Origin of the sequence: Micromonospora sp. NPDC049559 (genome assembly GCF_040676675.1) — a bacterium.
Lineage (GTDB): Bacteria > Actinomycetota > Actinomycetes > Mycobacteriales > Micromonosporaceae > JBFAPK01.
The window spans coordinates 1-24,055 of the sequence record NZ_JBFAPK010000020.1; the positions used below are offsets into that span (position 1 = coordinate 1).

A 24,055-nucleotide genomic window follows, 5' to 3' on the forward strand; every position below is an offset into this window, starting at 1 on the left:
TGGTGCGGATCGAGTCCACCGCGAAGACATCAAGCCTGACGGGCTTCGCGGGGTACGGCGGGCCGGCCCCAAACCGCAACCACCGACCAAAGATCAGAGCGGGATGTTGCCGTGCTTCTTGGGCGGCAACGTCTCCCGCTTGGTCCGCAGCATCCGCAGCGCCCGCACGATCTGCGTCCGCGTCTCGGCCGGCGGGATGACCGCGTCGACGTAGCCGCGTTCGGCCGCGATGTAGGGGTTGGCCAGCGTCTCCTCGTACTCGGCGACCTTCTCGGCCCGGACCGTGGCCGGGTCCTCCGCCGCGGCCAGCTCCGACCGGTACAGGATGTTGACCGCGCCCTGCGCGCCCATCACCGCGATCTGCGCGGTCGGCCAGGCGAGGTTGAAGTCGGCGCCCAGGTGCTTGGAGCCCATCACGTCGTACGCCCCGCCGTACGCCTTGCGGGTGATGACGGTGACCTTGGGGACGGTCGCCTCGGCGTACGCGTAGATCAGCTTGGCGCCGCGGCGGATGATGCCGTCCCACTCCTGGCCGGTGCCGGGCAGGAAGCCGGGCACGTCCACGAAGGTCAGCACCGGCAGGTTGAACGCGTCGCAGGTGCGCACGAAGCGGGCCGCCTTCTCCGAGGCGGCGATGTCCAGGGTGCCGGCGAAGTGCATGGGCTGGTTGGCCACCACCCCGACCGGCCGGCCCTCGACCCGGCCGAAGCCGACCACGATGTTCTCCGCGTAGAGGGGCTGGACCTCAAGGAACTCGCCGTCGTCGAGGACGTGCTCGATCACCCGGTGCATGTCGTACGGCTGGTTGGCCGAGTCGGGGATGAGGCTGTCCAGTTCCCGGTCGAGGTCGGTCACGTCGAGTTCGGCCTCGACGGGGTACGCGGGCGGCTCGTCGAGGTTGTTGGCCGGCAGGTACGCCAGCAGCGCCTTGACGTAGTCGATCGCGTCCTCCTCGTCCGTGGCGAGGTAGTGCGCGTTGCCGCTCTTGGTGTTGTGCGTGCGGGCCCCGCCCAGTTCCTCCATGGCGACGTCCTCGCCGGTCACCGTCTTGATCACGTCGGGGCCGGTGATGAACATGTGCGAGGTCTGGTCGACCATCACGGTGAAGTCGGTGACGGCCGGCGAGTAGACGGCGCCGCCCGCGCACGGCCCCATGACCAGCGAGATCTGCGGGATGACGCCCGAGGCGCGGACGTTGCGGAAGAAGATCTCGCCGTAGAGGCCGAGGCTGACCACGCCCTCCTGGATCCGCGCGCCGCCCGAGTCGTTGATCCCCACGATGGGGCAGCCGATCTTCATGGCGAGGTCCATCAGCTTCACGATCTTCTCGCCGAAGACCTCGCCGAGCGAGCCGCCGAAGACGGTGAAGTCCTGCGCGAAGACGCAGACCTGCCGCCCGTCGACCGTGCCGTAGCCGGTGACGACCCCGTCGCCGTACGGGCGGGTGCGGTCCAGGCCGAAGTTGGTCGAGCGGTGCCGGGCCAGCCCGTCCAGCTCGACGAAGGAGCCCTCGTCGAGCAGCATGGCGATCCGCTCCCGGGCCGTCCGCTTGCCGCGCGCGTGCTGCTTCTCCACCGCCCGGGCCGAGCCGGCGTGCACCGCCTCGTCGACGCGCCGCTCCAGGTCGGCGAGCTTTCCGGAGGTGGTGTGGATGTTGGTCTCGGTGTCGCTGGTCGCGCTCACGCTGCCGCCTTTCGTCGGTCCCGGCCGGTACGGCGTCGCCGGGCCCACCGGCTCGCGACTGCGATCGTAACGAGGGCCGTGAGCTGCGGGCGCACGGGCGGGGCGGGGTCGTACGCTGACCGGATGTCGCGTTCGCCGTACACGGACCTGGACCGCCCGCCGCTCGACGCCCGGCGGCTGCAACGGGCGCTCGTCCAGCCGGGGGGCCTCTGGAATCGGCTCGACCTGCGGGTGGAGACCGGCTCCACCAACGAGGACGTGGCGACCGCGGCCCGGGCGGGTGAGCCCGAGGGGCTGGTCGTCGTCGCCGAACGGCAGGTCGCCGGCCGGGGCCGGCGGGGGCGGTCGTGGGAGTCGCCGCCACGGGCCGGCCTCGCGACCAGCGTCCTGCTCCGTCCCGGGCTGGCCGATTCCGGCCGGGGCTGGCCCGCCGCGCCCACCGCCGCGTACGGCTGGCTGCCCCTGCTGGCCGGGGTCGCGCTGGCCGAGACGGTGGTCCGGCTCGCCGAGGTGGACGCCCGGCTGAAATGGCCGAACGACCTGCTCGTGCCCGCACCGCCCGGCAGCGGCGCCGAGGCGGGCAAGTGCGCCGGCATCCTGGCCGAGGCCGTACCGGCCGCCGATCCCGGCCAGCCGCCGGCGATCGTGCTCGGCATCGGGTTGAACGTGACGCTGCGCACCCACGAGCTGCCGGTCAACCCGACCGGCCTGCCGGCGACCTCCCTGGCCCTGGCCGGTGCGGTGGCCACCGACCGCGATCCGCTGCTCCGCTCGCTGCTGCGCGGCATCGCCGACTGGTACGGGCGCTGGCGCGCGGCGGCGGGCGACGTCGAGGCCGCCGGCCTGCGCGAGGCGTACCTCCGGTTCAGCGCCACCGTCGACCGGCAGGTGCGGGTGCTGCTGCCGGCGGGCGACGAGTTGCACGGTACGGCGACCACCGTGGACCCCGACGGTCGCCTGGTGGTCCGCGCTACCGACGGTGAGCATCGGGTGGCTGCGGGCGACGTGTTGCACGTGCGCTGAGCCCGTTCGATAACAGATCGAGACGGCACGAAAAACACACGCCGCACGGTATGCCCGATGCTGGCGCCGAGCCGCTACGGTCGGCGCGGACATTCGTGTGACCAAGGAGGTTGGCGTGGCTTTCCCCGAGGACGTGCTCACCGCAGACGAGCACGTCGTACTGCACCTGCACCCGCACTGGAAGGCGCTGGTGCGGCCCATCGCGGTGCTGGTCGTCGCGATCGCCGCGATCGTGGCCGGGTTCGTGCTGCTGCCCGAGAACGCCGCCGCGACCGTCGCGCTGTACGCGATCGCCGCCGTCGCCCTGGTGGGGGTGGTGTGGCTGGGCCTCTGGCCGTTCCTGGTCTGGCGCACCACGCACTACCTGTTCACCAACGAGCGGGTGGTACTGCAGCAGGGCGTCTTCTCGCGCGACCGGCGGGACATCCCGCTGGGCCGGGTCAACGACCACACCATGAACCAGCGCTTCTTCGAGCGGATGCTCGGCTGCGGCACGCTGGTCATCGAGTCGGCGGGTGAGCGCGGCCAGTCGAGGCTGACCGACATCCCGAACGTGGAGAAGGTGCAGACCACCCTCTACGAGCTGGTCGAGGCCATCCACGACAAGCACTCGCTCGGCGACGACGAGATGCGCGAGATCATGGCGGACGTGCAGGAGGGCAAGCCGGTTCGCGAGCAGGCGCAGCAGTGAGGGCCGCCGCGTCGCCGGTGACCCCGGCCCGGCGCGGCGGCAACGGTCGTCGTCAGCGATGACGAGCGGTACGAAGTAACCGGGCGCGGGGGAAATTGGGGGGCGGTGCCGCCGACGGGTTCGGCCGGCACCGCGGACCTGACCGGCGTGGCGTCAGGCGTCGCGCATCGCGAACCAGCCACGGAAGCGGGTCCGCAGCACCTCGCGCTCCGGCTGCCCCTGGGCGTCCAGCCGGGTCATCGTGCCGGCGAGGGTCACCGTGCCGAAGCCGGGCCGGGCGGTGGAGAACTTGCTCCCCATCACGTCGAGCCGGACGGCGAGGCGGTCGCCGGCGTGCACCGGCGCGAGCCAGCGCAGCTCCTCCAAGCCGGGGGAGGCGTCCGCGGCGGCGCGGGAGAGCACGTGATCGACGTACGCGCGCATGAAGAGACTCACGGTGTAGAAACCGCTGGCGATCAGCCCCCCGTGGTGGCTCTGCCGCGCCAGCGCGGCGTCGACGTGGTACCACTGCGGGTCGAAGCGCTGGGCGAAGGCCAGCATCTCCGCGCCGTCGATGGTGATGACGCCGAGGTCGAAGCTCTGCCCCGGGGTGAGATCCTCGAAGAACAGCTCAGCGGGGGCGCCCGTTCCGGACCGCACGGCGGCGCGGGTCAGAGGAACGTCGGACGCGGCGCGCTGGGGCGCAACTCGGCCCGCAGGTTGGCGTCGATCGAGTTGACAAACCCGCTGCCCAGCGCGGCGCTCCGGTCGTTACCGTGGGCCACGTCCGGTGCCGGCTCGGAGTGTTCCAGCTCGGTGACCGCCTCGGCCAGCTCCGCCACCGGGTCGAGCTCGGCGGAGAGGTGGTGCCGGTCGCCCGGGCCGGGCACGTCGGTGGCGGGCTGGAAGACGAAGCTGCGGTACGCCCAGAAGCGGAAGATCGTGCCGAAGACGACACCGAAGGTCCGCACCACGTTCAGGGCGATCAGCCCTTCGATGCCGAAACCGTACTTGACCAGCCCCAACAGGCCCAGCTCGATGATCAGGCCGACGCCGTTGAAGAGGAAGAACAGGGTGTACTCGCGGCGCATCGTCGACTTTGGCCGGTCCCGGTACGTCCAGTGCCGGTTCATCAGGTACGAGGAGGTCGCGGCGACGATGGTCGCGATGACCGTGGCCTTGAGCTGCCCGTCCGCGAAGACCGTGAGCGCCAGGGCGTTGAAGACCGCGTAGTTGACCACGGTGTTCGCCCCGCCGACTATCCCGAACTTCAGCGCCTCGCGCACGAACTTCTGCCAACGTTCGGGCAGCATTCCGACAAGACGCATGCGGACACCTTAGGGCAGTGAGGCGGTCGGGACCGGCCGACCGGCGCGAGGTGGGCTAGAGATCACGCCCTCAGTCACTCTTCGTGATTGCCTCGGGGGCATCCTGTGCCGCCGGGCCGACGAAGACGAACCGCCGGTACGACCAGAAACGGAACAGGGTGCCCAGGACGGCCCCCACCAGGTTGGCGGAGATGTTGTCCGCGAGGAGTGACTTGAAGACGGTCGGCCAGATGCTACCGAGGCCGTAGTGGCTGATGGCCAGGCAGCCAAGGCCGATACCGAGGCCCACGGCGTTGAAGAAGAAGTACAGCGAGTACTCCCGGACCATGCCCGACCGTTCGCGGTGCCGCCACGTCCAGAACCGGTTCCCGACGAAGGCGACCGTCGCGGCGACCACGGTGGAGAAGGTCTTCGCGAGGAGCCGCTCCATGCCGAGGCCCGTGATGGCGTAGTTGAAGAGCCCGAGGTCCACGACGAACGCCACCACGCCGACGACACCGAACTTGCCCACCTCGCGGATCAGGTGGCCGAACCGGTCGAGCAGGACGCGGAGGAAGCCCCGCTGGGTGCCCGAAGGGGTGGGCTGGTCGCCGGTGACGGTGGCTGGCACGAAAGCGAGCCTACCGGTTGCCGCCGTCGCTCATCGGCCGCACCGGCGAGTCTTGCCCCGGCGATTCGGATTGCAGGTCAACGGGTTCCGGTACCCCGCCGACGTGGTGGGATCGGTGACATCGCTGTTGCTCCGCGTCAATCTCCGGGAGGGCAGTGCCGGCCGGCGTCTCCCGGGCCCACGGCGTCTTTCGAGTCCGACGGGTCCGAGGAGTCCGACGGGTCCGAGGGAGTCCGACGGGGACGGCGGGGACGACGAGTCCGACGGGACGGGGACGGCGGGGGAGGGCGGGAACCCGTGGCGGGTCGGCGGGTGTCCGGCGGGTCCCGGGGACGAGGCCGGTCGGCTGGCCGGTACCGAAGGATTTGCGCGAAAGTGAGCGTGGGAGCGAGGAAAAGATCGTGTTAATCCACCACGACCGTACCTTGTGCAGTTCTTCACAACGGGTCCCGCTGCCCATGAGCGCCGCTCGGTTTACGCTGGTCGAAATCCCAGGTTTCACGACGGCGAACGGACTCCCGCTCGTCGAACTCGTGCACCCACAGAACGGTCAGCGTCGACCACAAGGAGATGTGTCATGGTTGCTCCGGCCACGGTTCGGGGTATCGATCAGGCCCCGACCTCCCATCCGAAATTGCTTGCCTGGGTTAAGGAAGTCGCCGAGTTGACCCAACCGGACCAGGTCGTCTGGGTGGACGGGTCAGAGGAGGAGTGGCGGCGGCTCACGGACGAACTCGTCGCGGCGGGCACCCTGGTGCGGTTGAACCCCGAGCGCAAGCCGAACTCGTTCTGGGCCCGTACCGACCCGGGCGACGTGGCGCGGGTCGAGGAGCGTACCTACATCTGCTCGGTGGACGAGGCGGATGCCGGGCCCACCAACAACTGGATGGCGCCGGCCGAGATGAAGCGCATCATGACGGACCTCTACCGCGGGTCCATGCGCGGACGCACCATGTACGTCATCCCGTTCTGCATGGGCCCGCTGGAGGCGGAACAGCCCATGTTCGGTGTCGAAATCACCGACAGTGCGTACGTGGTGGCGTCCATGCGCATCATGACGCGGATGGGTACCAAGGTGCTGCAGGGAATGGGTGACGACGCGAACTTCGTGCACGCCCTGCATTCGCTCGGGGCACCGCTGGAGCCCGGGCAGGAGGATTCCTTCTGGCCCTGCAACGAGACCAAGTACATCTCGCACTTCCCGGAGACGCGGGAGATCTGGTCATTCGGTTCCGGGTACGGCGGTAACTCGCTGTTGGGCAAGAAGTGCTACTCGCTGCGAATTGCCAGCGTGATGGCCCGGGACGAGGGTTGGCTCGCCGAGCACATGCTCATCATGAAGCTCACCTCTCCCGACGGGAGCGTGCACCACATCGCGGGTGCCTTCCCCTCCGCCTGCGGCAAGACGAACCTGGCCATGCTGGAGCCGACCCTGCCGGGCTGGAAGGTCGAGACGATCGGCGACGACATCGCCTGGATGCGGTTCGGCCCCGACGGTCGCCTCTACGCGCTCAACCCGGAGTACGGGCTCTTCGGCGTCGCGCCCGGTACGGACTGGAAGACCAACCCGAACGCGATGCGCACCCTGGACCGGGGCAACTCGATCTTCACGAACGTGGGCCTCACCGACGACGGGGACGTCTGGTGGGACGGCATGGGCGACCCGCCGGCCCACCTGACGGACTGGAAGGGCCGGGACTGGACGCCCGACAGCGGGGAACTCTCCTCGCACGCCAACAGCCGGTTCTGCACCCCGCTGACGCAGTGCCCGATCCTTGCCGACGAGTTCAACAGCCCGCAGGGCGTACCGATCGACGCGATCCTCTTCGGCGGCCGGCGCAAGGACACGATTCCGCTGGTCACCGAGGCGCGCGACTGGGTGCACGGCGTCTACATGGGAGCGACCCTCTCCTCGGAGACCACCGCGGCCGCCTCCGGCAAGGTCGGCGTGGTACGCCGCGACCCGATGGCGATGCTGCCGTTCATCGGCTACCACGGCGGCGACTACTTCCGGCACTGGATCGAGATGGGCAAGGGCGTCGACGGCGACGCCGCCAAGCTGCCCAAGATCTACTACGTGAACTGGTTCCGCAAGGACAAGGACGGCAAGTTCATCTGGCCCGGCTTCGGTGAGAACATCCGGGTGCTCAAGTGGATCGTCGAGCGGGTCGAGGGCCGCGGCGAGGCGGTGGAGACGCCGGTCGGGTTCGTACCGGCCACCGAGGCGCTCGACGTGGAGGGGCTCGACGTCACCCCCGAGGACCTGCGGATCGCGACCCGGGTGGACGTCGACGAGTGGCGCGGCGAGCTGCCGATGGTCGCCGAGTGGTTCGAGAAGTTCGGCGACAAGCTGCCCGGGGTGCTCTGGGCCGAGCTGGACGCCCTGCGCGCCCGGCTCGACGCCGAACCACAGCCGCGCTGACCGACGGGACACGCCGGGCGGTCGTACCGCCCGGTGAGGTGCGGGTACGTCCCGCTCCCGGCATCATCGACGGTATGACGACGGCCGCCGCGACCCCGGTCCGGCGGCCCCTCGTCGTCACCGCGCTGACCGTACTGCTGGCCGTCACGGCGATCGCCACGGTCGCCGTCGAGCTGCTCAACTGGTGGTACGCGCCGGAGCGCGGGTTCGGGCTGGCGGTGCGGACCGGCTGGGCGCTGCTGCGCTCCCTGGGGTTCGCGGTGCTGATCTGGCACGTGCGGCGGGGACGGGTGGTCGCCCGGCCGTTCGGGCTGATCCTGGCCGTCACCACGGTCTTCGCGGTCGGCCGGCTGCTGGTGCCGCGCGCGGGCGTACCGCCCCTGCCCGGGGTGCTCGGCTTCGCGGCGTTGACCCTGCTCTGCGTCGCCGTGGTGGGGCTGCTGTACCGGTCGCTCGCGCTGCGCGAGGTGCTGGTCCGGCACCCGAACCGGCTGGTCGTCGACCGGCGGGGGATCTTCTGGCGGGAGCTGGCGCCCCGGCGCCCGCCGGTGGCCGCCTGGCTGCTCACGGTACGGATCGCCGCGTTCACCTACAGCCCGCTGATGCTCGTGCCGTGCCTGGTGGCGGTCGGCACGGTCCTCGACGGGCGGCTGGTCGCCGTACCGCTCGTGGTGGGCTGGGGCCTCACCGCCGTCGTGGTCAGCCAGGTCGTGCTCTTCGGCACGTTCTTCCTGCTCCGGGGCCGGCGGTGGGCGCGGGCCCTGCTGGCCGCCGGCACGGTCGCCGCGCTCGCCGTGGACCTGCCGCTCTGCTGGCTGCTGCTCGGCCTCGACGGCCTGGTCCGGGACGGCGCGCCCCTGGCGGTCGCGGCCGGGATCACCCTGTTCGGGCTCCGCCGCGCCGGCCGCGACGAACGTCCCGTTCCGGCCGGCACCGGTGCGACGCCGCGGGCCGCCGAGCCGGTCCGGTGAGGCGCTGATGGACACCTTCGACGTGGCGGTGGTGGGCGCCGGGCCGGCCGGGGCCAGCGCCGCCCTGGCGGCCCGCCGGGCGGGCGCCCGGGTGCTGCTGCTGGACCGGGCGGACTTCCCCCGCGACAAGCCCTGCGGGGACGGGATCGCGGCGCACGCCGTCGACGTGCTCGCCGAGCTGGGGGTGCCGGACGCCGTGGCCGGTTACCTCCCGGTACCGGCGTTACGGCTGGTCGGGCCGCTGGGCGGGCAGGTGCTCCGGCCGCTGCCGCGCCCCGCGTACACGGTGCCCCGGCGGATCTTCGACGCCCGGCTGGTGGCCGCCGCGGTCTCGGCCGGCGCCCGGCTGGTGCGGCACACCGTACGCCGGATCGAGCCCCGCGACGACCTGGTGGTGCTGGACGGCGTCCTCGCCGCGCGCGCCGTGGTCGGCGCCGACGGGGCCGGCTCGGTGGTGCGCCGGGCGCTGGGCCATCCGGTCAACCCGGACCGCCACCTGGCGCTGGCGATCCGCGGGTACACCCCGGCCGCCCCGACCGGCGGGCCGCTGGAGCAGCGGATCGTCACCTCGGGGGCGCGCTGGCCGGCGTACGCGTGGTCGTTCCCGATCGGGGACGGCCGCGCCAACGTCGGGTACGGCGAGGTGCTGCGCGGGCAGCCGTTGACCCGCCAGGGGCTGCTCGACGGGCTGAGCCGGTTGCTGCCCGACCTCGACCCGGCGGCGCTGACCGGGGTACGCGCCCACCACCTGCCCCTCTCCACCCACCGGCCGCCGGTCGGGCGGGGCCGGATCGTGCTGGCCGGAGACGCGTTGTCCCTGGTCAACCCGTTCACCGGGGAGGGGATCTTCTACGCGGTGCTCTCCGGTTCGATCGCCGGTCGGGTCGCCGCCCGCGCCCCGCGCACCGCCGCCGACGGGTACGCCCGCGCGCTGCGCCGCCGACTCGGCACGCATCTGCGGCACAGCTCGGCGGCGGCCTGGCTGGCCCGACGCCGGTCGGTGGTGGAGGCCGCCGTACGGGCCGCCGACGCGGACCGTCACGTCTTCGACACGGTCGTCGAGCTGGGGCTGGGTGAGGGCCTGCTGGACGGCCGGACGCTCGCCAGGATCGGTCTGCGACTGGCCGTACGGCGTCGGTAGTCGACACGCGTTCATCCCGGGTCGCTACTCTGCAGGGGATGACTCTGCGGGACCTGATCTATTCCATGTACGAACGGCGGCTGACGGCGAAGCTCGCCGGCAAGCCGGTGCCGCAGCACGTCGGTGTCATGTGTGACGGTAACCGGCGCTGGGCCAGGGAGATGGGTTACGTCGACCCGAACGACGGCCATCGGGTCGGCGCGGCGAAGATCAAGCACGTGCTGGACTGGTGCGACCAGGCCAAAATCGGACACGTCACCCTCTATCTGCTCGCCACCGACAACCTGCGCCGGCCGGCCAAGGAACTCGACCCGCTCCTTCAGATCATCGAAGACCTGGTGGTGGAACTGGCCGAGGAGGGCAACCCCTGGCGCCTGCGCATGGTCGGCGCCCTCGACCTGCTGCCGGCCCAGACGGCGACGGCGCTGAAGGCCGCCGAGGAGCGTACCCAGGACCGGGTCGGTGGGGCGCAGGTCAACATCGCGGTCGGGTACGGCGGGCGGCGCGAGATCGCCGACGCGGTCCGGTCCCTGCTCTACGAGCACGCGGCGGCCGGCGGAACCCTGGAGGAACTCGCCGAGGTCCTCGACGTGGAGCACATCGCCGAGCACCTCTACACCCGCGGGCAGCCCGACCCCGACCTGGTCATCCGTACCAGCGGCGAGCAGCGGCTCTCCGGTTTCCTGCTCTGGCAGTCGGCGCACTCGGAGTTCTACTTCTGCGACGCCAACTGGCCGGACTTCCGCCACGTCGACTTCCTCCGCGCCCTCCGCTCGTACGCCAGCCGCCAACGCCGCTACGGCGCTTGAGCTGTCTCGCCCGCGAGGGAGACAGCTCAGCCGAAGCGGTGGACGGCTTCGGTGAGGAAGTCGCCGAGGGCCTCGGGGGAGTCGATGGTGAGGTCGGCGGCCGTGGCCACCTCCGCCCCGGTCTCCGGGTTGGCCACCGCTACGCAGACGCCGAAGAAGTCCGGGTCGGCCTCCTCGCGGGCCCGCAGCGCCGCGAACGCCTTGATGTCGGAGACGTCGTCCCCGAAGTACCAGGCGCAGCCGGCCGAGCGGACCGCCTCGCCGATGACCATGCCCTTGTCGCGGTCCACCGGCGGCTTGAGCTCGATGACCCGCCGGCCGCTCTGTACGCGCAGCCCGAGGCGGCCGGCCTGGGCGTGGCCCCACGCCTCGACAACCTCGCCCAGGTGGGGCACGGTGCGGTAGTGGAGTGCCACCGAGAGTCGCTTGAACTCCACCAGCGCGCCCGGGGGCAGTTCGGCGCGGGCCCGTTCGGCCAGCTCGGCCATGGTCGGTACCCAGGGCAGCGCCGCCGCCTCGGTAACCGTCTCGCCCGCACCGTGGCTGTGCTCCAGACCGTAGAGACCGTAGAGGTCCACCTCCGGCTGGGTGGCGAACCGTTCCCGCAGGAACTCCACCGGCCGGGCCGAGACGATGGCTATCCGCTTGACCACCCCGGCAAGGGCGGAGATGGCGGCCAGTACCTTGGGTACCGGTTGCACCGCGGTCGGATCGTCCTCCACCGGCGCGAGCGTGCCGTCGAAGTCGAAGAACAGCACGCACTGCTCGGCCCGATCGATGGTTGCCCGCCACGCCTGTTCGGCGCTCAGCGGGCGGGCGAGACGGTGGTTACCAGCATTGGACGGCTGCACGGGCGTCAGCGTACCCCGGTCGGGAGGGGGGTAGATGACGCCTTGGGGAACCTCAGTCGTCGCCTCCAATCATCGCCCGGCGGCCGTGTACGCGGGGTCCGATCGGGACGACCGCGGCGTCCTGACCGTGGTTGAGGAGGTAGCCCTCGACGAACCCGGCGTTACGGTCGCCGGTGCGGGCGTCGATCTCGTTCAGGCGCGCGATGAGGAACTCGGTCAGGGCGGTGACCCGACCGTCGAGCCGGTCGTACAGGTCGGCGACCACGGCGAGCACCGTGGCGCTGCCGGCGGTGGTGATGGCGATGAGGTTGACGACGACCGGGACCGGTGCGCCGTTCATGGAGCCGACCACCACGTTTGCGGTCACGCACAGTGTCGCTGACACGGCCGCGACCACGACTGCCATCCACTTCAGGGTCATGGGTAGACCCCTCCTTCTGTCCCGCAGGGCTGGGTTCGGCCTTGTCCCGTCCCCCCGCCGACGACGAGCCCAAGCAGTACAGAGAGGCACGCTAGCGTGTGCGATCAGTTGCGGGGAGGGTACGGATGGCGCCATGTATGCATTCTTTCGCCATCTGAGGAACTACCCGGCACGTTTACGGTCTTTTCGGACATTTTGCGGGAGTGTTGGCTTGTAGGCCAGGTAACGGATGGTCTCTCTGATGTGAAATTTCTCTGCATCAGAGACATTTGGGTCGACAAGCCGGCGAAGCAGGGCCGCCACGTCGGGGTCCATTTCAGGGGTGCTCGGAGTCGGGCGGGCGGCGGTGCCGCGGTCCCAGCCGAGGACGCCGAAGGCGACGGTGGGGCTGATCCCGAGGCCCTCACAGAAAGCGACGACGCGCTCGGCCTCCGGGTCGCTCGCCCACTCTCCGCGTACCCAGCGGTTGATGGTCTGCCGGGAGACGCCGGTGCGACGGGAGACCTCCGTGCCCGTCCAGGCCCGGGTGGCGCGCGCGTCGTCCAGCGCCTTCTTCACGAAGGCCGCGAAGGCGAACTTCCGGCTCTGAGGAGTATCCGACACCTGGTGACGGTACGGCCAGCTTCCGGTTCGCGCATCGTCTGCCGTAGTGTTGTATCGCGTGCGTGACAGGGGTGAGTCCCCCGTCGTCGGCCCGCGGCCTGTGTTGAGGGGTGCCACCCGGGCAGGATAGGGGTACGTAAGTGCCGGGGGTAATCGGACGAAAAGCTGATACTGTCACGCCCATGAGACGATCTAACGTGTGTCACGTGCTTGAGACGATCTGTGCTCACGTGGGTCACTCGCTCGTGACAGGAGGAGCTCGGTGACCGAACTCGCCACCCGTGCCCAGGCATTCGGATTGATCGCCGAGGGGGTTGCCGCCGGTCTGAGCGCTCCCTGGCGCCTGTACCTGGCGCGGGGTTGTCGATACCTCTCTCTCAACGTGGGTGATCGCCAGGAGTGGAACTCGTGGCGGACCCACCTCGGCTGCCCGGAGCTGAGCGTGCGGGTCTACGACGCCGGGGGCGAGATCCGCCGGGCCTCCGTCGCGGAGGTCGTGCTGGACGGCTGCCGGATCAGCGTCGAACTGGTCGAGGAGGTCAGCACCGAGGACCTCGACCAACTCCTCACCACCGAGCCGACGTCCGCCGAGCCGGAGGAGAAATGAGCGGATCCGGGTGGATCGGCGGAGCGGCCGGACGGACCGGGGTGACCGCATGAGCCCCTTCTTCGCGATCTTTCTCGTGCTCCTGCTGGCCTCGTCCAGCTATGCGGCGGGCCGGCTGCACGGGCAGCTCAGTTACCGGATCGGATACCGGTTCGGCTACCGCCAGGGTTACTTCGACGGCGATCGGGGGGCCTGGAATCGCCGTCGTCGGGAGGCGCAGGCGGCAATCGCCTCGGTGTTGGCGGTTCCATCACCCACGACACCGGACAACGCCCACACCGTCGTAGGTCAGGGAACGACCTATACGGGCGCCTCCTTCGCGGGGACCGCGGCCAACGGCGGACGGCACTCCACCGACGCCTTCGCCGGCCGGCGAGGCTGAGCCGGCGTCGCGGTGGAGTGAGCGGTCACCCGCGATCACGGTGCGTCGTCCGCGGCGGACGGCCCACCGTCGGGATCACGTCAGACCGGTGACGCGATCCCACCGGCCGGGATGCGCGCAGGGGGCATGCATCCCGGCCGGTCCCTTCCGGGTCGGAGGACCGGGGGGCTTCCGACCCGGCTCAGGGGCCGCAGCGACGGCCGGGGCCAAAGATCCCCTCGTTCAGCTGAGATCCATCCCAGGTGTCTAGCCCAAGCCCTCGTTCGGCGGTTAGCGTCTAGGCATGGCCCGGGGTCATCCCGCGCCAGCCGGCCAGCCCGGACCCTGCGAAGCCATGCTCAACGGGGCCCAGCACCCGGCCCCGTGCGACCGGGCACCGGACGAGTCGGAACGCGGGTGGATGGGGTGCACACCCGCCGGAGCAGGCCTGTGACGACTCGCCGTACCAATCCTCGGGCCAACCACGACCCGGCCGCCACTCCCACGACCAGCCGCTCCAGGGGCGCACGCCGGGCCGCCACGGCCGGTGCCGCCGACCCCGTGGAGCCCGCACCAGCCGGCCGGTCCTACGTCCTGGACACCTCCGTCCTGCTGTCGGACCCGGCGGCGTTCCACCGCTTCGACGAGCACGAGGTGGTCATCCCGCTCGTCGTCATCTCGGAGTTGGAGGGCAAGCGGCACCATCCGGAGCTGGGCTGGTTCGCCCGGCGGTCCCTGCGGCTGCTCGACGAGCTGCGCGTCACGCACGGCCGGCTGGACCAGCCGGTGCCGGCGAACGACGCGGGCGGCACGTTGCGGGTCGAGCTCAACCACACCGACGAGACGATCCTGCCGGCCGGGTTCCGCAACGAGTCCAACGACGCCCGGATCCTGTCGGTGGCGCTCAACCTCGCCGCGGAGGGGCGCACGGTCACGCTGGTCAGCAAGGACATGCCGCTGCGAGTGAAGGCGGCCTCGGTCGGCCTCACCGCGGACGAGTACCGGCACGGGCAGGCCAGCGACCCCACCTGGACCGGCATGACCGAGCTGGAGCTGGGCGAGGAGGAGGTGAACCAGCTCTACGCGGGGGAGACGATCGACCTCGACCAGGCGGCCGGGCTGCCCTGTCACAGCGGGCTGGTGCTGCACTCGCCGCGCGGCTCCGCGCTGGGCCGGGTCCTGCCGGACAAGACCGTACGGCTGGTCCGTGGCGACCGGGAGGCGTTCGGCCTGCGCGGCCGCTCAGCCGAGCAGCGGGTCGCCCTGGACCTGCTGCTGGACGAGTCGATCGGCATCGTGTCGCTCGGCGGCCGGGCCGGTACCGGCAAGTCCGCGCTGGCGCTCTGCGCCGGCCTGGAGGCGGTGATGGAGCGCCGGCGGCACAAGAAGGTCATCGTCTTCCGCCCGCTCTACGCCGTGGGCGGGCAGGAGCTGGGCTACCTGCCCGGCTCGGAGGCCGAGAAGATGTCGCCCTGGGCGCAGGCGGTCTTCGACACGCTCGGCGCGGTCGTGCACGAGAACGTGATGGAGGAGGTGCTGGCCCGCGGCATGCTGGAGGTGCTGCCGCTGACCCACATCCGCGGTCGCAGCCTGCACGACGCCTTCGTCATCGTCGACGAGGCGCAGTCCCTGGAGCGCGGCGTGCTGCTGACCGTGCTCTCCCGGGTGGGGCAGGGCTCCCGGGTGGTCCTCACGCACGACGTGGCGCAGCGGGACAATCTGCGGGTCGGCCGGCACGACGGCGTGACGGCGGTGATCGAGGCGCTGAAGGGCCATCCGCTCTTCGCCCACGTGACGCTGACGCGCTCGGAGCGGTCCCCCATCGCCGAGGTGGTGACGGACCTGCTGGAGGACATGCCGCTGTAGTCGGTCTCCGCCGGGTTTGTGGTCGATCGTACCGATTCGTCCTGTGGCCCAGATCACAAATGTGACCATTGGTTTCCCTGTGGCGAACCGGTGCGCGATGGTGGCTGCGAGCGCCAGTCGCCGGAAGGGCATCGACGATCGACCACCCCGGCGGCGGACGGCACCGACGATCACAAGTCGGCCGGGTCGTGATCCGTGGGATCGCGGCGCTCGCGGCGCGGGCGTCGCTGACCGCGACCGGGCCGCGTCGTGTCCTTGCCCCCGACGAAGGGACCACTCTGTGAGTCGGCTGTGGAGCCGGGTCGGTGTCCGGGTGCTCGCCATCGCCCTGTTGGGTACGGGTGTCGGCGGCGGGTACTACCTGGGCCAGGACCGCGAGACCCAGCAACAGGGAATCAGCGCTCAGCTGGCCGCCGACACCGACGAGGTGGAGTTCGAGCTCCAACGCCAGGAGCACGCCAGGCAGATGGCGGCCACCGCGCAGCAACGCATGGCCGAGTACGAGGCGCGGGTCAAGGCCGCCGAGGCCGCGAAGGCGGCGGCCGAACGGGCCCGCAAGGCGGAGGAGGCGGCGGCGAGCCGCAAGCGGCGAGAGGCCGAGGAGAAGGCGGCGGACAAGCCGTACGACGGTCCGATCCCCAGCTCCTGCAACCAGTACAGCGGCAACCGCAAGATCGGCTGTGCCGTGATGCTCAACAGCGGCTTCGGGCTGGACCAGTTCCCCTGCCTGGACAAGCTCTGGAACAAGGAGAGCGGCTGGAACACCAGGGCCGCCAACCCCTCCGGCGCGTACGGGATCCCGCAGGCCCGGCCGGGCAACAAGATGGCCGAGTTCGGCGCGGACTGGAAGACCAGCGCGGCGACGCAGGTCGCGTGGGGTCTCGACTACATCGAGAATCGGTACGGCACGCCCTGCAAGGCGTGGCAACACTCGGAGGACGAGGGCTGGTACTAGCCCGACAGTGCTCCTCGGCTCGCGTGTCCCGCGAGCCCGCGACAGACACCGCCGGCAGCTCGTGACGGGGTGCGGACCGGGAAACCGGTACGCACCCCGTTGCCGTCGAGGAAACCGTCGTGCCGGTCCGGTGGCGCGTACCCGAAGGACCTGATACCTAGTTGTGGGTGGCATTCGACGCGCACTCCCGGGGTGACGAGCCGTACCGGTTCGGCACCGAGGCGTTCTACGCCGCGCTCGGTCGGGCGTTCGTGGGGATGTGCGCGGTCGTACCGCTGCTCTTCCTGATCGAGGCGCTCGACGTCTGGCTCGGGGCCGGCTTCGACGTCACGGCCGGCATCATCCCGCACCGTACCGACGGGCTCGACGGCATCTTCTTCGGCCCGTTCCTACACCACGGCTTCGACCACCTCTACAGCAACAGCGTGCCGCTGATCCTGCTCGGCACCTTCGTGCTCGCCGCCGGGGTGCGCCGGTTCCTCTACTCGACGCTGCTGATCATGTTCGTCAGCGGCCTCGGCGTCTGGTTCACGGGGGAGCCCGGCTCGGTCGTGGTGGGTGCCAGCGGCGTGATCTTCGGGTACCTGGGAATGCTGCTGATGCGCGGCATCGTCGAGCGGAGCTGGTGGAACTTCGCGGTGGTGCTGCTGGTCGGCCTGCTCTACGGCTGGCAGCTGATCGGGATCTTCCCCACCGACGAGCGGATCTCCTGGCAGGGGCACCTCTTCGGGCTGCTCGGCGGCCTGGTGGCGGCGATCCTGTTCCGGCGGCGCAGCCCGTACCGCGGCGGTCCGGACCACAGCGACTCCACGCTGACCCTGCCCTGACGCACCGGCCCTGGTCAGGGCGGGGAGATCAGGACCGCCCCGATCCCAGCGGGATTGGGACATCCTTGCTCGCCCTCGTCCCGCCGAACTACCGTCGGAAATCAGCAGACGTTGATCCATATCCGGAAGACGACGGAGGGTCCATGCGTGAGGTCGACATCGCCGTGATCGGTGCCGGACCGTCCGGCCTCTTCGCGGCGTACTACGCGGGCTTCCGCGGGCTCTCGGTCGCCGTGATCGACGCGCTTCCGGAGCCCGGCGGCCAGGTCACGGCCATGTACCCGGAGAAGGTCATCTACGACGTGGCCGGCTTCCCGGCGATCAAGGGTCGGGAACTGGTGGCGAACCTGGTCGCCCAGGCGGAGCCGTACGGGCCGGAGTACCTGCTCGGGGTCCGCGCCGAGACGCTCAGCTACGCCGACGAGCGGCCCGTGCTGGGCCTCTCCGACGGGGAGCCGCTGCGCTGCGGCGCGGTGCTGGTCACCGGCGGTCTCGGCAGCTTCGCCCCGCGCCCGCTGCCGGCCGCGGAGAACTTCACCGGGCGGGGGATCGTCTTCTTCGTACCGCACCTGGCCGATCTGACCGGGCAGGACGTGTTGATCGTCGGCGGTGGCGACTCCGCGTTCGACTGGGCGCTGGCGCTCGCGCCGCTGGCCCGGTCGGTGACCCTGGTGCACCGGCGGGAGCGGTTCCGCGCCCACGCGGCGACCGTGGCCCGGGTGCAGCAGCTACCGGTACGCATCATCGTCAACGCCGAGGTGGCCAAGATCCACGGAGATGGGGCGGTGGCCGGTGCGGAGATCGCCGTCAAGGGCGGGGGAACCGAGACGGTCGCCGCCGACACCATTGTCGCGGCGCTGGGCTTCACCGCGGACCTCGGCCCGCTGGCCACCTGGGGGCTGGCCCTGGACCGGCGGCACATCCTGGTGGACAGCACCATGGCGACGAACCTGCCGCGGGTCTTCGCCGCCGGGGACATCACCGAGTACCCCGGCAAGGTCCGCCTGATCGCCACCGGCTTCGGCGAGGCGGCCACGGCCGTCAACAACGCGGCCGTGGTGATCGACCCGGCCGCCCACCTCTTCCCCGGTCACTCCTCCGACGCCGGCTGACCGGCCACCCCGGCCGACCGGTTGCTCCCGCCGACCCGTGACTCGCGGCCGACCGGTCACGACCGGCTACTCCGGCTGGCGGGTTGCCGGCTGGCTCGCGGCGACGCCCACCGCCACCAGCGTCAGCAGCGCGCCGGTCAGCGTGAAGGCACCCGGGCGTCCGGCCTCGGGCGGCACGAGCAGGTCGATCGCGACGGCGCCGAGCACCTGGCCGGCGATCGTGGCCAGGCCCAGCAGCAGCACCCCGGTGAAGCGGACCACCGCCGCGGCGACCGCGATGAAGACGATGCCGACGGGCCCGCCGAGGTAGAGCCAGGGCGTCGCCGGCAGCGACCCGGCGGGCCAGCCGTGCACGGCCGTCTCGACCCCGTACGCGAGCAGCAGGACCGCCGTACCGGCGGCGAAGTTGACCAGCGCGGCCGTCAGGGCACTGCCGGAGGCAGCCCGTACCTGGCCGTTGACGGCCTGCTGCCAGGCGACCCCGATCCCGGCCAGGGCCGGCAGCGCCGCGAGCGCCAGCGTGGCCGGGCTGCCCATCCGGGCCGCGACCGCCAGGAGCACGGCGACCACGGTGAGCGCGGCCCCGGCGAGCCGGGTCGGGGTGACCGGCTGCCGGCCGGTCGGCCCCACGCCGGCCCGGTCCACCGCCAGGCTGCTGGCGGACTGCCCGGCCACCACGGCCACCGTGAAGATGGCGACGCCCAGGGCGCCCACGGTCAGCCCCTGCGAGGCGACCAGCAGGGCACCGCAGGCGCCGCCGAGGCACTGCCACGGGCGCAGCGAGCGCTCGCGCAGGGCGGTCCGCAGCGCGGCCAGACCGCGCCGGCCGGCCGGCGTCGCCGGTACCAGCGCGGCGAGGATCACCAGGCCGAGGCCGAACGAGACCACCGCCGCGGCGATGCCGTCGCCGAGGCGTACCCCGAGTTCGCCGTTGATGTGGGACTGGACCGCGACCGCGCCGCCCGCCACCACCGCGAGCCCGAGCGCGGCGGCCCGCCGCCTCCGGGTCGGCCCGTCGGCGGTGGCCTCGCGTGTCGCGGTCAGGCTCACTCCTGTTCGGCCAGGGGACGGCCGTCGAAGTCGACGGCCGAGTAGAGGGCGAGCTTCTCCAGCCGGTGGTACGAGTCGATCACCCGGATCGTGCCGCTCTTGGAGCGCATGACGATCGACTGCGTGTACGCCCCGCCGGCCCGGTACCGCACGCCGCGCAGCAGGTCTCCGGAGGTGACCCCGGTGGCGACGAAGAAGCAGTTGTCGCCGCTGACCAGGTCGTCGGTGTGCAGCACCCGGTCGAGGTCGTGGCCGGCGGCCAGCGCCTTGGCGCGCTCGTCGTCGTCCTTCGGCCAGAGCTTCGCCTGCATCGCCCCGCCCATGCACTTGAGCGCGCAGGCGGCCGTGATGCCCTCGGGCGTACCCCCGATGCCCATCATGACGTCCACATCGGACTCGCCGCGCGCGGCGGCGATGGCCCCGGCGATGTCCCCGTCGGAGATGAAGCGGATGGCCGCGCCGGCCCGGCGGATCTCCGCCACCAGCTCCGCGTGCCGGGGCCGGTCGAGTACGCAGACCGTGACGTCGGCGACCCGGGCCCCCTTGACCTCGGCGATCCGGCGCAGGTTCTCGCCGACGCCGGCGTTGATGTCGATCACGTCGGCGTAGACCGGGCCGACCGCCAGCTTCTCCATGTAGAAGACGGCGCTCGGGTCGAACATCGCCCCGCGCTCGGCGACCGCCAGCACGGCGAGCGCGTTCGGCATGCCCTTGCTCATCAGCGTCGTACCGTCGATCGGGTCGACCGCCACGTCGACCTCCGGCCCCGTGCCGTCGCCCACCCGCTCGCCGTTGAAGAGCATCGGGGCGTTGTCCTTCTCGCCCTCGCCGATCACGACGACGCCGCGCATCTGGATCGAGTTGATCAGCTTGCGCATGGCGTCGACGGCGGCACCGTCGCCGCCCTCCTTGTCGCCCCGGCCGACCCACCGGCCGGCGGCCATGGCCGCCGCCTCGGTCACGCGGACGAGGTCCAGGGCGAGATTCCGGTCCAGGTCCTGCGGGACCCGGGTCCTGGTGCTGGTCATGACGGCCTCCTCGCGACGTTGCGGGGTGGGCCGGCGGGTCGGGGTCGCCGTGCCGCCGGCTCTGTCAGGGATCCTGACACGGTGGCCCGCTTCACGCCGGTCCGGGGCGTTGGTGGCCCAGATGACGGTAACCGGTACGGCCGGTGGGCGGGACGGGCCGGGCTGCGAAGATGGATACGTGGAACCCGCGCAGCCCACCAACCGCACCCGCGACGACCAGCCGTCCGGCGGTCCCCGTCAGGACGGGTACCCGGTTCGTCCCGGCGAGGACCCGATGTCGGATCCCGCCCCGGAGGACCGGATCCCGCACGCCGCCGACGAGGAGCCGGCTCCGGCCGACGACGGGACTCCTGACGACCGTACCGAAAGCGGGGACTCCGGCGGGCGGGTTCGGCTGCGCTCCGAGCGCTCGCCCAAGGACATGGCGCTCTCGCTGCTCGTGCTCCTGGTCCCGATCGCCCTGCTGCTCGGCTTCTACCGGGTGTTCCTCGGCGGCGACGACCCGGTACCGGTCGACGCGACGCCGACGATCGCCGAGGCGCGGGCCGCCAACGCCTTCCCGGTGAGCGAGCCGCAGGGGCTGGACCCGAAGTGGCGTACGGTCAGCGCCCAGTTCCGGCGCGGCGACGACGGGGCGACCCTGCGGGTGGGCTACCTCTCCCCGGACGGCGAGGGCGTGCAGCTGTTGCAGAGCAACGTGCCGGCCGAGCGGCTGCTGCCGGTGGAGCTGACCGACAAGAGCCGGCCGCAGGGCCCCAGCGAACTCGCCGGGCGGAGCTGGCAGACGTACACCGCCCGGGCCGGGGAGCGGGCCCTGGTTCTGCTGGAATCCGGCCGTACGGTGATTGTGGTCGGCTCCGCGCGGGAAGAAGAGTTGCGGAGCCTCGCCGGCGCGCTGCGTTGAACGGGGTCCCGCGGGTCTCGACGATCCGCGGGACCAACCCTCGGATCCCCCGGAGGTGCGGCCGCTCGACGAGGCCGGTAGTCACGTCACGTCGAACCGTAAGCTGCCACGTCCACGCTCCGGCGGCCCTCGCCGCCGGAACCACCAACGGGAGATCCACGTGAAGATTCGACGGTGGAGCACCGCCGGTCTCGCCGCCGCGCTGCTCCTGTCCGGCCTCACCGCCTGCGCCCCGGGCGGCACCACCCCGGGCGCGGGTACCACCCCGAGCGCGACCGGGTCCGGCTCGCCGGCCAGCTCCGACGAGGCCAAGCGGGTACTGCTCGCCTCCACCGCGGAGCTGGCGAAGGGCAACTTCAAGTTCGCGATCGGCAGCGACCAGGTGACCGGCGACGGCTGGGTCCACCAGGCCAGCCAGAGCGCCCAGATGCGTACCCGGTTCCTCGACTCGGCCGGGAACGTCACGACCGACATCACGCTCGTCTACCGCGGCTCGGACGCCTGGGTGCAGCTCAAGCTCGACGAGAAAAGCGCCAAGAGCCTGCCGGGCGCGCAGCAGTTCATCAGCGACAAGTTCCTGCACCTCGACAAGAACAAGATCAAGAATGCCAAGAACCTCCGCCTCGACATGGCGGATCCGGCCGGCAGCGAGCAGCTGACGAAGGCCGTCGTCGAGGTGCGGCAGGACTCCGCCGGCTCCTTCTCCGGAAAGATCGACCTCGCCAAGGCGACGGGCGCCCGACTGCTCGACAACATCGCGGTCGACGGCCTGCCCGCGCAGGGCAGCACGGTGCCGTTCACCGCGAAGCTGGACGGCGAGAACCGGCTCCGGGAACTGGCCATCCAGCTGCCGGCGGTCGGTACGGCCAAGGCACAGACGCTGCGGCTCAGCTACTCGGACTACGGCGCCGCCGAGCCCGCGGAGGCACCCCCGGCGAACGAGGTCACCGAGGCCCCGGAGCAGCTCTACACGTTGTTCAACCAGTAGCTCGCGTTCCACCAGTGGCCCGCGTCGACCCGCGGCGCCGCCGGCGTGCCCGTACCCGGGCCGGCGCGAGCGTCGCGGGTTTCCGCGGGTGGCCGCCCCGGGGCCGCGTCTCGCCCCGGCCCGCGGCGCCGAGGGTTCCCGCCCGTGGCCGCCCGCGTCCCGCTCCGGGCTTACGCCGCCGGCTCCGGTCCGTTTCCGGCGGCCGTGTCCCGTTCCCTCCGGGCCGTTTCGATCCGTTCGCGCGCGCCGTCGAGCCAGCGCTGGCAGACGGCGGCCAGCCGTTCGCCGCGCTCCCAGAGCGCCAGCGAGTCCTCCAGCGAGGTCCCGCCCGCCTCCAGCCGCTCGACCACCGAGGCCAGCTCGGCACGGGCCTGCTCGTAGCTGAGCCCTTCCTCGGACCCGGTCGCGGATGTCTTCTGGTCGGTCATGGTGGCTCCATCTCAACACACGTCGGGCTCGACCCGGGGTCGGCGGGTCGGGGCGGGGTGGTTCACCCGTCGACGGTCGCGCCCAGCTCGCCCTCGGCGAGCCGGACCCGCAGCGGGTCGCCCTTGGCGACCTCGGCCGCGGCGCGTACCACCCGGCCATCGGCGCGCTGCACGATCGCGTACCCCCGCTGGAGCGTCGCCGCGGGCGAGAGCGCGCGGAGGCGGGCGACGGTGTGCCGCAGCTCGCCGGCGGCGGAGCCGAGCCGGTGGTCGAGGCAGCGGGTGCCCCGGTCCCGGAGCGCGGTGACATCGGCGGCCCGCTGGTCGAGCATCACCTGCGGCCGGGCGAGCACCGGCCGCGACCGCAGGCTCTCGATCCGGTGCGCCTCCCGGTCGAGCAGGTGGGCCATCGCCCGGTCGAGCCGCTGCCGGGCCTGCCTGATCAGCCGCAGCTCCTCGCCGAGGTCGGGCACGATCCGCTTGGCGGCGTCCGTGGGGGTCGAGGCGCGCACGTCGGCCACGTAGTCGAGCAGCGGGACGTCCGTCTCGTGCCCGATCGCGCTGACCACCGGGGTACGGCAGGCGAAGACGGCCCGGCACAGCGCCTCGTCGGAGAAGGGGAGGAGATCCTCCACCCCGCCGCCGCCCCGGGCAATGATGATCACGTCGATGCCCGGGTCGGCGTCCAGCACCTTCAGGGCGTCCACGATCTGCGGTACCGCCGTGGGGCCCTGCACCGCCACGTTGACGGTACGGAACTCCACCGCCGGCCAGCGCCGCCGCGCGTTGGTCAGCACGTCCCGCTCGGCGGCCGACGCCCGGCCGGTGATCAGCCCGATCCGGTTGGGCAGGAACGGCGGCCGGCGCTTGCGGGCCCGGTCGAAGAGCCCTTCGGCCGCGAGCAGCTTCTTGAGCTTCTCCAGCCGGGCGAGCAGCTCGCCGAGGCCCACCTGGCGGATCTCGTCGGCGCGCAGGCTCAGGGTGCCGCGCGCGGCGTAGAACTCCGGCTTGGCGTGCAGCACCACCCGGGCGCCCTCGGCCAGCTCGGGCGCTCCGGCGTCCAGGACGTCCCGGTTGGTCGTGACGGTGAGGCTGAGATCGGCGGACGGGTCGCGCAGGGTCAGGAAGACGGTGGCGGCGCCCGGCCGGCGGCTGATCTGGGCGACCTGCCCGTCGATCCACACCCAGCCGAGCTTGGCGATCCAGGCGCTCAGTTTCTGGCTGACGACCCGCACCGGCCAGGGTTCCTCCGAGGTGCTGCGCGGGGCGTCCGGTCCGGTCACCCGGTCAGCCTACGGCCCACCCCCGACGGGCAGCGGAACCGGCGCGGTCGCCACGGCGCCCGGCCCGGCCACCGCGACGTCCGGCCGCCGCGGGACCCGGCCCGGCCGCCACGG

The 24,055-nt window shown here is 71.8% G+C and carries 25 protein-coding genes; 14 read left to right on the plus strand and 11 right to left on the minus strand.

Annotated elements, in window-relative coordinates; translation table 11 throughout:
• Nucleotides 1–93: 93 nt before the first annotated feature.
• Entirely contained in the window at nt 94–1,683 is a 1,590-nt protein-coding gene (locus tag AB0J86_RS21330) for an acyl-CoA carboxylase subunit beta (RefSeq protein WP_363859312.1), read from the minus strand.
• Between the two features lie 123 nt (nt 1,684–1,806).
• Here AB0J86_RS21330 and AB0J86_RS21335 point away from each other — a divergent pair, with 123 nt between their 5' ends.
• Nucleotides 1,807–2,706: a biotin--[acetyl-CoA-carboxylase] ligase gene (locus AB0J86_RS21335; RefSeq protein ID WP_363859313.1), complete on the plus strand. Its 900-nt coding sequence runs from the start codon at nt 1,807–1,809 to the stop codon at nt 2,704–2,706.
• A gap of 115 nt (nt 2,707–2,821) precedes the next feature.
• Nucleotides 2,822–3,397, plus strand: coding sequence for a PH domain-containing protein (locus tag AB0J86_RS21340; RefSeq protein ID WP_363859314.1), 576 nt, complete (start codon nt 2,822–2,824; stop codon nt 3,395–3,397).
• A 153-nt stretch (nt 3,398–3,550) separates the two neighbouring features.
• On the opposite strand, the gene AB0J86_RS21345 is transcribed toward AB0J86_RS21340, so the two are convergent.
• From AB0J86_RS21345 to AB0J86_RS21355, 3 genes are all read right to left on the minus strand, one after another.
• Nucleotides 3,551–4,036: a MaoC/PaaZ C-terminal domain-containing protein gene (locus AB0J86_RS21345; RefSeq protein ID WP_363859315.1), complete on the minus strand. Its 486-nt coding sequence runs from the start codon at nt 4,034–4,036 to the stop codon at nt 3,551–3,553.
• An 11-nt stretch (nt 4,037–4,047) separates the two neighbouring features.
• A complete protein-coding gene (locus AB0J86_RS21350) occupies nt 4,048–4,704 on the minus strand; it encodes a GtrA family protein (RefSeq protein ID WP_363859316.1) in 657 nt (218 codons plus the stop codon).
• A 70-nt stretch (nt 4,705–4,774) separates the two neighbouring features.
• Complete coding sequence (locus AB0J86_RS21355) at nt 4,775–5,314, minus strand: GtrA family protein (protein WP_363859317.1); 540 nt, start codon at nt 5,312–5,314, stop codon at nt 4,775–4,777.
• 577 nt (nt 5,315–5,891) lie between these two features.
• Between AB0J86_RS21355 and AB0J86_RS21360 the strand changes: the two genes are divergently transcribed.
• The 4 genes from AB0J86_RS21360 to AB0J86_RS21375 all read left to right on the plus strand — a co-directional run bounded on the left by AB0J86_RS21360 (nt 5,892) and on the right by AB0J86_RS21375 (nt 10,657).
• Nucleotides 5,892–7,736, plus strand: coding sequence for a phosphoenolpyruvate carboxykinase (GTP) (locus AB0J86_RS21360; protein ID WP_363859318.1), 1,845 nt, complete (start codon nt 5,892–5,894; stop codon nt 7,734–7,736).
• Nucleotides 7,737–7,810: 74 nt separating this feature from the next.
• On the plus strand, nt 7,811–8,707 hold the full coding sequence (locus AB0J86_RS21365; RefSeq protein WP_363859319.1) for a hypothetical protein: 897 nt from the start codon (nt 7,811–7,813) through the stop codon (nt 8,705–8,707).
• Between the two features lie 7 nt (nt 8,708–8,714).
• Nucleotides 8,715–9,848, plus strand: coding sequence for a geranylgeranyl reductase family protein (locus AB0J86_RS21370; protein ID WP_363859320.1), 1,134 nt, complete (start codon nt 8,715–8,717; stop codon nt 9,846–9,848).
• Nucleotides 9,849–9,886: 38 nt separating this feature from the next.
• The gene (locus AB0J86_RS21375) at nt 9,887–10,657 is read left to right on the plus strand and encodes an isoprenyl transferase (RefSeq protein WP_363859321.1); all 771 of its coding nucleotides are present in this window, start codon (nt 9,887–9,889) and stop codon (nt 10,655–10,657) included.
• Between the two features lie 26 nt (nt 10,658–10,683).
• Here the strand turns inward: AB0J86_RS21375 and otsB are convergent, their stop codons facing one another.
• The 3 genes from otsB to AB0J86_RS21390 form a co-directional block, all read right to left on the minus strand.
• Entirely contained in the window at nt 10,684–11,508 is an 825-nt protein-coding gene (otsB, locus tag AB0J86_RS21380; protein WP_363859322.1) for a trehalose-phosphatase, read from the minus strand.
• Nucleotides 11,509–11,560: 52 nt separating this feature from the next.
• Nucleotides 11,561–11,929 (minus strand): hypothetical protein, encoded by a 369-nt coding sequence (locus tag AB0J86_RS21385; RefSeq protein ID WP_363859323.1) that lies wholly within the window; start codon nt 11,927–11,929, stop codon nt 11,561–11,563.
• A 162-nt stretch (nt 11,930–12,091) separates the two neighbouring features.
• Nucleotides 12,092–12,532: an XRE family transcriptional regulator gene (locus AB0J86_RS21390; RefSeq protein WP_363859324.1), complete on the minus strand. Its 441-nt coding sequence runs from the start codon at nt 12,530–12,532 to the stop codon at nt 12,092–12,094.
• A gap of 262 nt (nt 12,533–12,794) precedes the next feature.
• Here AB0J86_RS21390 and AB0J86_RS21395 point away from each other — a divergent pair, with 262 nt between their 5' ends.
• The 6 genes from AB0J86_RS21395 to AB0J86_RS21420 all read left to right on the plus strand — a co-directional run bounded on the left by AB0J86_RS21395 (nt 12,795) and on the right by AB0J86_RS21420 (nt 18,260).
• Entirely contained in the window at nt 12,795–13,139 is a 345-nt protein-coding gene (locus AB0J86_RS21395; protein ID WP_363859325.1) for a hypothetical protein, read from the plus strand.
• Between the two features lie 49 nt (nt 13,140–13,188).
• Nucleotides 13,189–13,521, plus strand: coding sequence for a hypothetical protein (locus tag AB0J86_RS21400; protein WP_363859326.1), 333 nt, complete (start codon nt 13,189–13,191; stop codon nt 13,519–13,521).
• 429 nt (nt 13,522–13,950) lie between these two features.
• Nucleotides 13,951–15,366 carry a PhoH family protein gene (locus AB0J86_RS21405; RefSeq protein ID WP_363859327.1) on the plus strand — a complete coding sequence of 472 codons (1,416 nt, stop codon included), beginning with the start codon at nt 13,951–13,953 and terminating at the stop codon, nt 15,364–15,366.
• A gap of 280 nt (nt 15,367–15,646) precedes the next feature.
• Complete coding sequence (locus tag AB0J86_RS21410) at nt 15,647–16,321, plus strand: lytic transglycosylase domain-containing protein (RefSeq protein ID WP_363859329.1); 675 nt, start codon at nt 15,647–15,649, stop codon at nt 16,319–16,321.
• A gap of 167 nt (nt 16,322–16,488) precedes the next feature.
• Entirely contained in the window at nt 16,489–17,148 is a 660-nt protein-coding gene (locus AB0J86_RS21415; RefSeq protein ID WP_363859330.1) for a rhomboid family intramembrane serine protease, read from the plus strand.
• Between the two features lie 143 nt (nt 17,149–17,291).
• Complete coding sequence (locus AB0J86_RS21420; RefSeq protein WP_363859331.1) at nt 17,292–18,260, plus strand: NAD(P)/FAD-dependent oxidoreductase; 969 nt, start codon at nt 17,292–17,294, stop codon at nt 18,258–18,260.
• Nucleotides 18,261–18,326: 66 nt separating this feature from the next.
• On the opposite strand, the gene AB0J86_RS21425 is transcribed toward AB0J86_RS21420, so the two are convergent.
• Together AB0J86_RS21425 and glpX are read right to left on the minus strand one after the other, a co-directional pair.
• A complete protein-coding gene (locus AB0J86_RS21425) occupies nt 18,327–19,232 on the minus strand; it encodes a DMT family transporter (protein WP_363859437.1) in 906 nt (301 codons plus the stop codon).
• Nucleotides 19,233–19,306: 74 nt separating this feature from the next.
• Nucleotides 19,307–20,338: a class II fructose-bisphosphatase gene (glpX, locus tag AB0J86_RS21430; RefSeq protein ID WP_363859332.1), complete on the minus strand. Its 1,032-nt coding sequence runs from the start codon at nt 20,336–20,338 to the stop codon at nt 19,307–19,309.
• 178 nt (nt 20,339–20,516) lie between these two features.
• Here glpX and AB0J86_RS21435 point away from each other — a divergent pair, with 178 nt between their 5' ends.
• Complete coding sequence (locus AB0J86_RS21435; protein ID WP_363859333.1) at nt 20,517–21,242, plus strand: DUF4245 domain-containing protein; 726 nt, start codon at nt 20,517–20,519, stop codon at nt 21,240–21,242.
• A gap of 160 nt (nt 21,243–21,402) precedes the next feature.
• Nucleotides 21,403–22,230 carry a hypothetical protein gene (locus AB0J86_RS21440; RefSeq protein WP_363859334.1) on the plus strand — a complete coding sequence of 276 codons (828 nt, stop codon included), beginning with the start codon at nt 21,403–21,405 and terminating at the stop codon, nt 22,228–22,230.
• A 170-nt stretch (nt 22,231–22,400) separates the two neighbouring features.
• Here AB0J86_RS21440 and AB0J86_RS21445 read toward each other — a convergent pair whose 3' ends face one another.
• Both AB0J86_RS21445 and xseA read right to left on the minus strand, forming a co-directional pair.
• On the minus strand, nt 22,401–22,658 hold the full coding sequence (locus AB0J86_RS21445) for an exodeoxyribonuclease VII small subunit (protein WP_363859335.1): 258 nt from the start codon (nt 22,656–22,658) through the stop codon (nt 22,401–22,403).
• A gap of 62 nt (nt 22,659–22,720) precedes the next feature.
• Complete coding sequence (gene xseA, locus AB0J86_RS21450; RefSeq protein WP_363859336.1) at nt 22,721–23,941, minus strand: exodeoxyribonuclease VII large subunit; 1,221 nt, start codon at nt 23,939–23,941, stop codon at nt 22,721–22,723.
• Between the last annotated feature and the right edge of the window lie 114 nt (nt 23,942–24,055).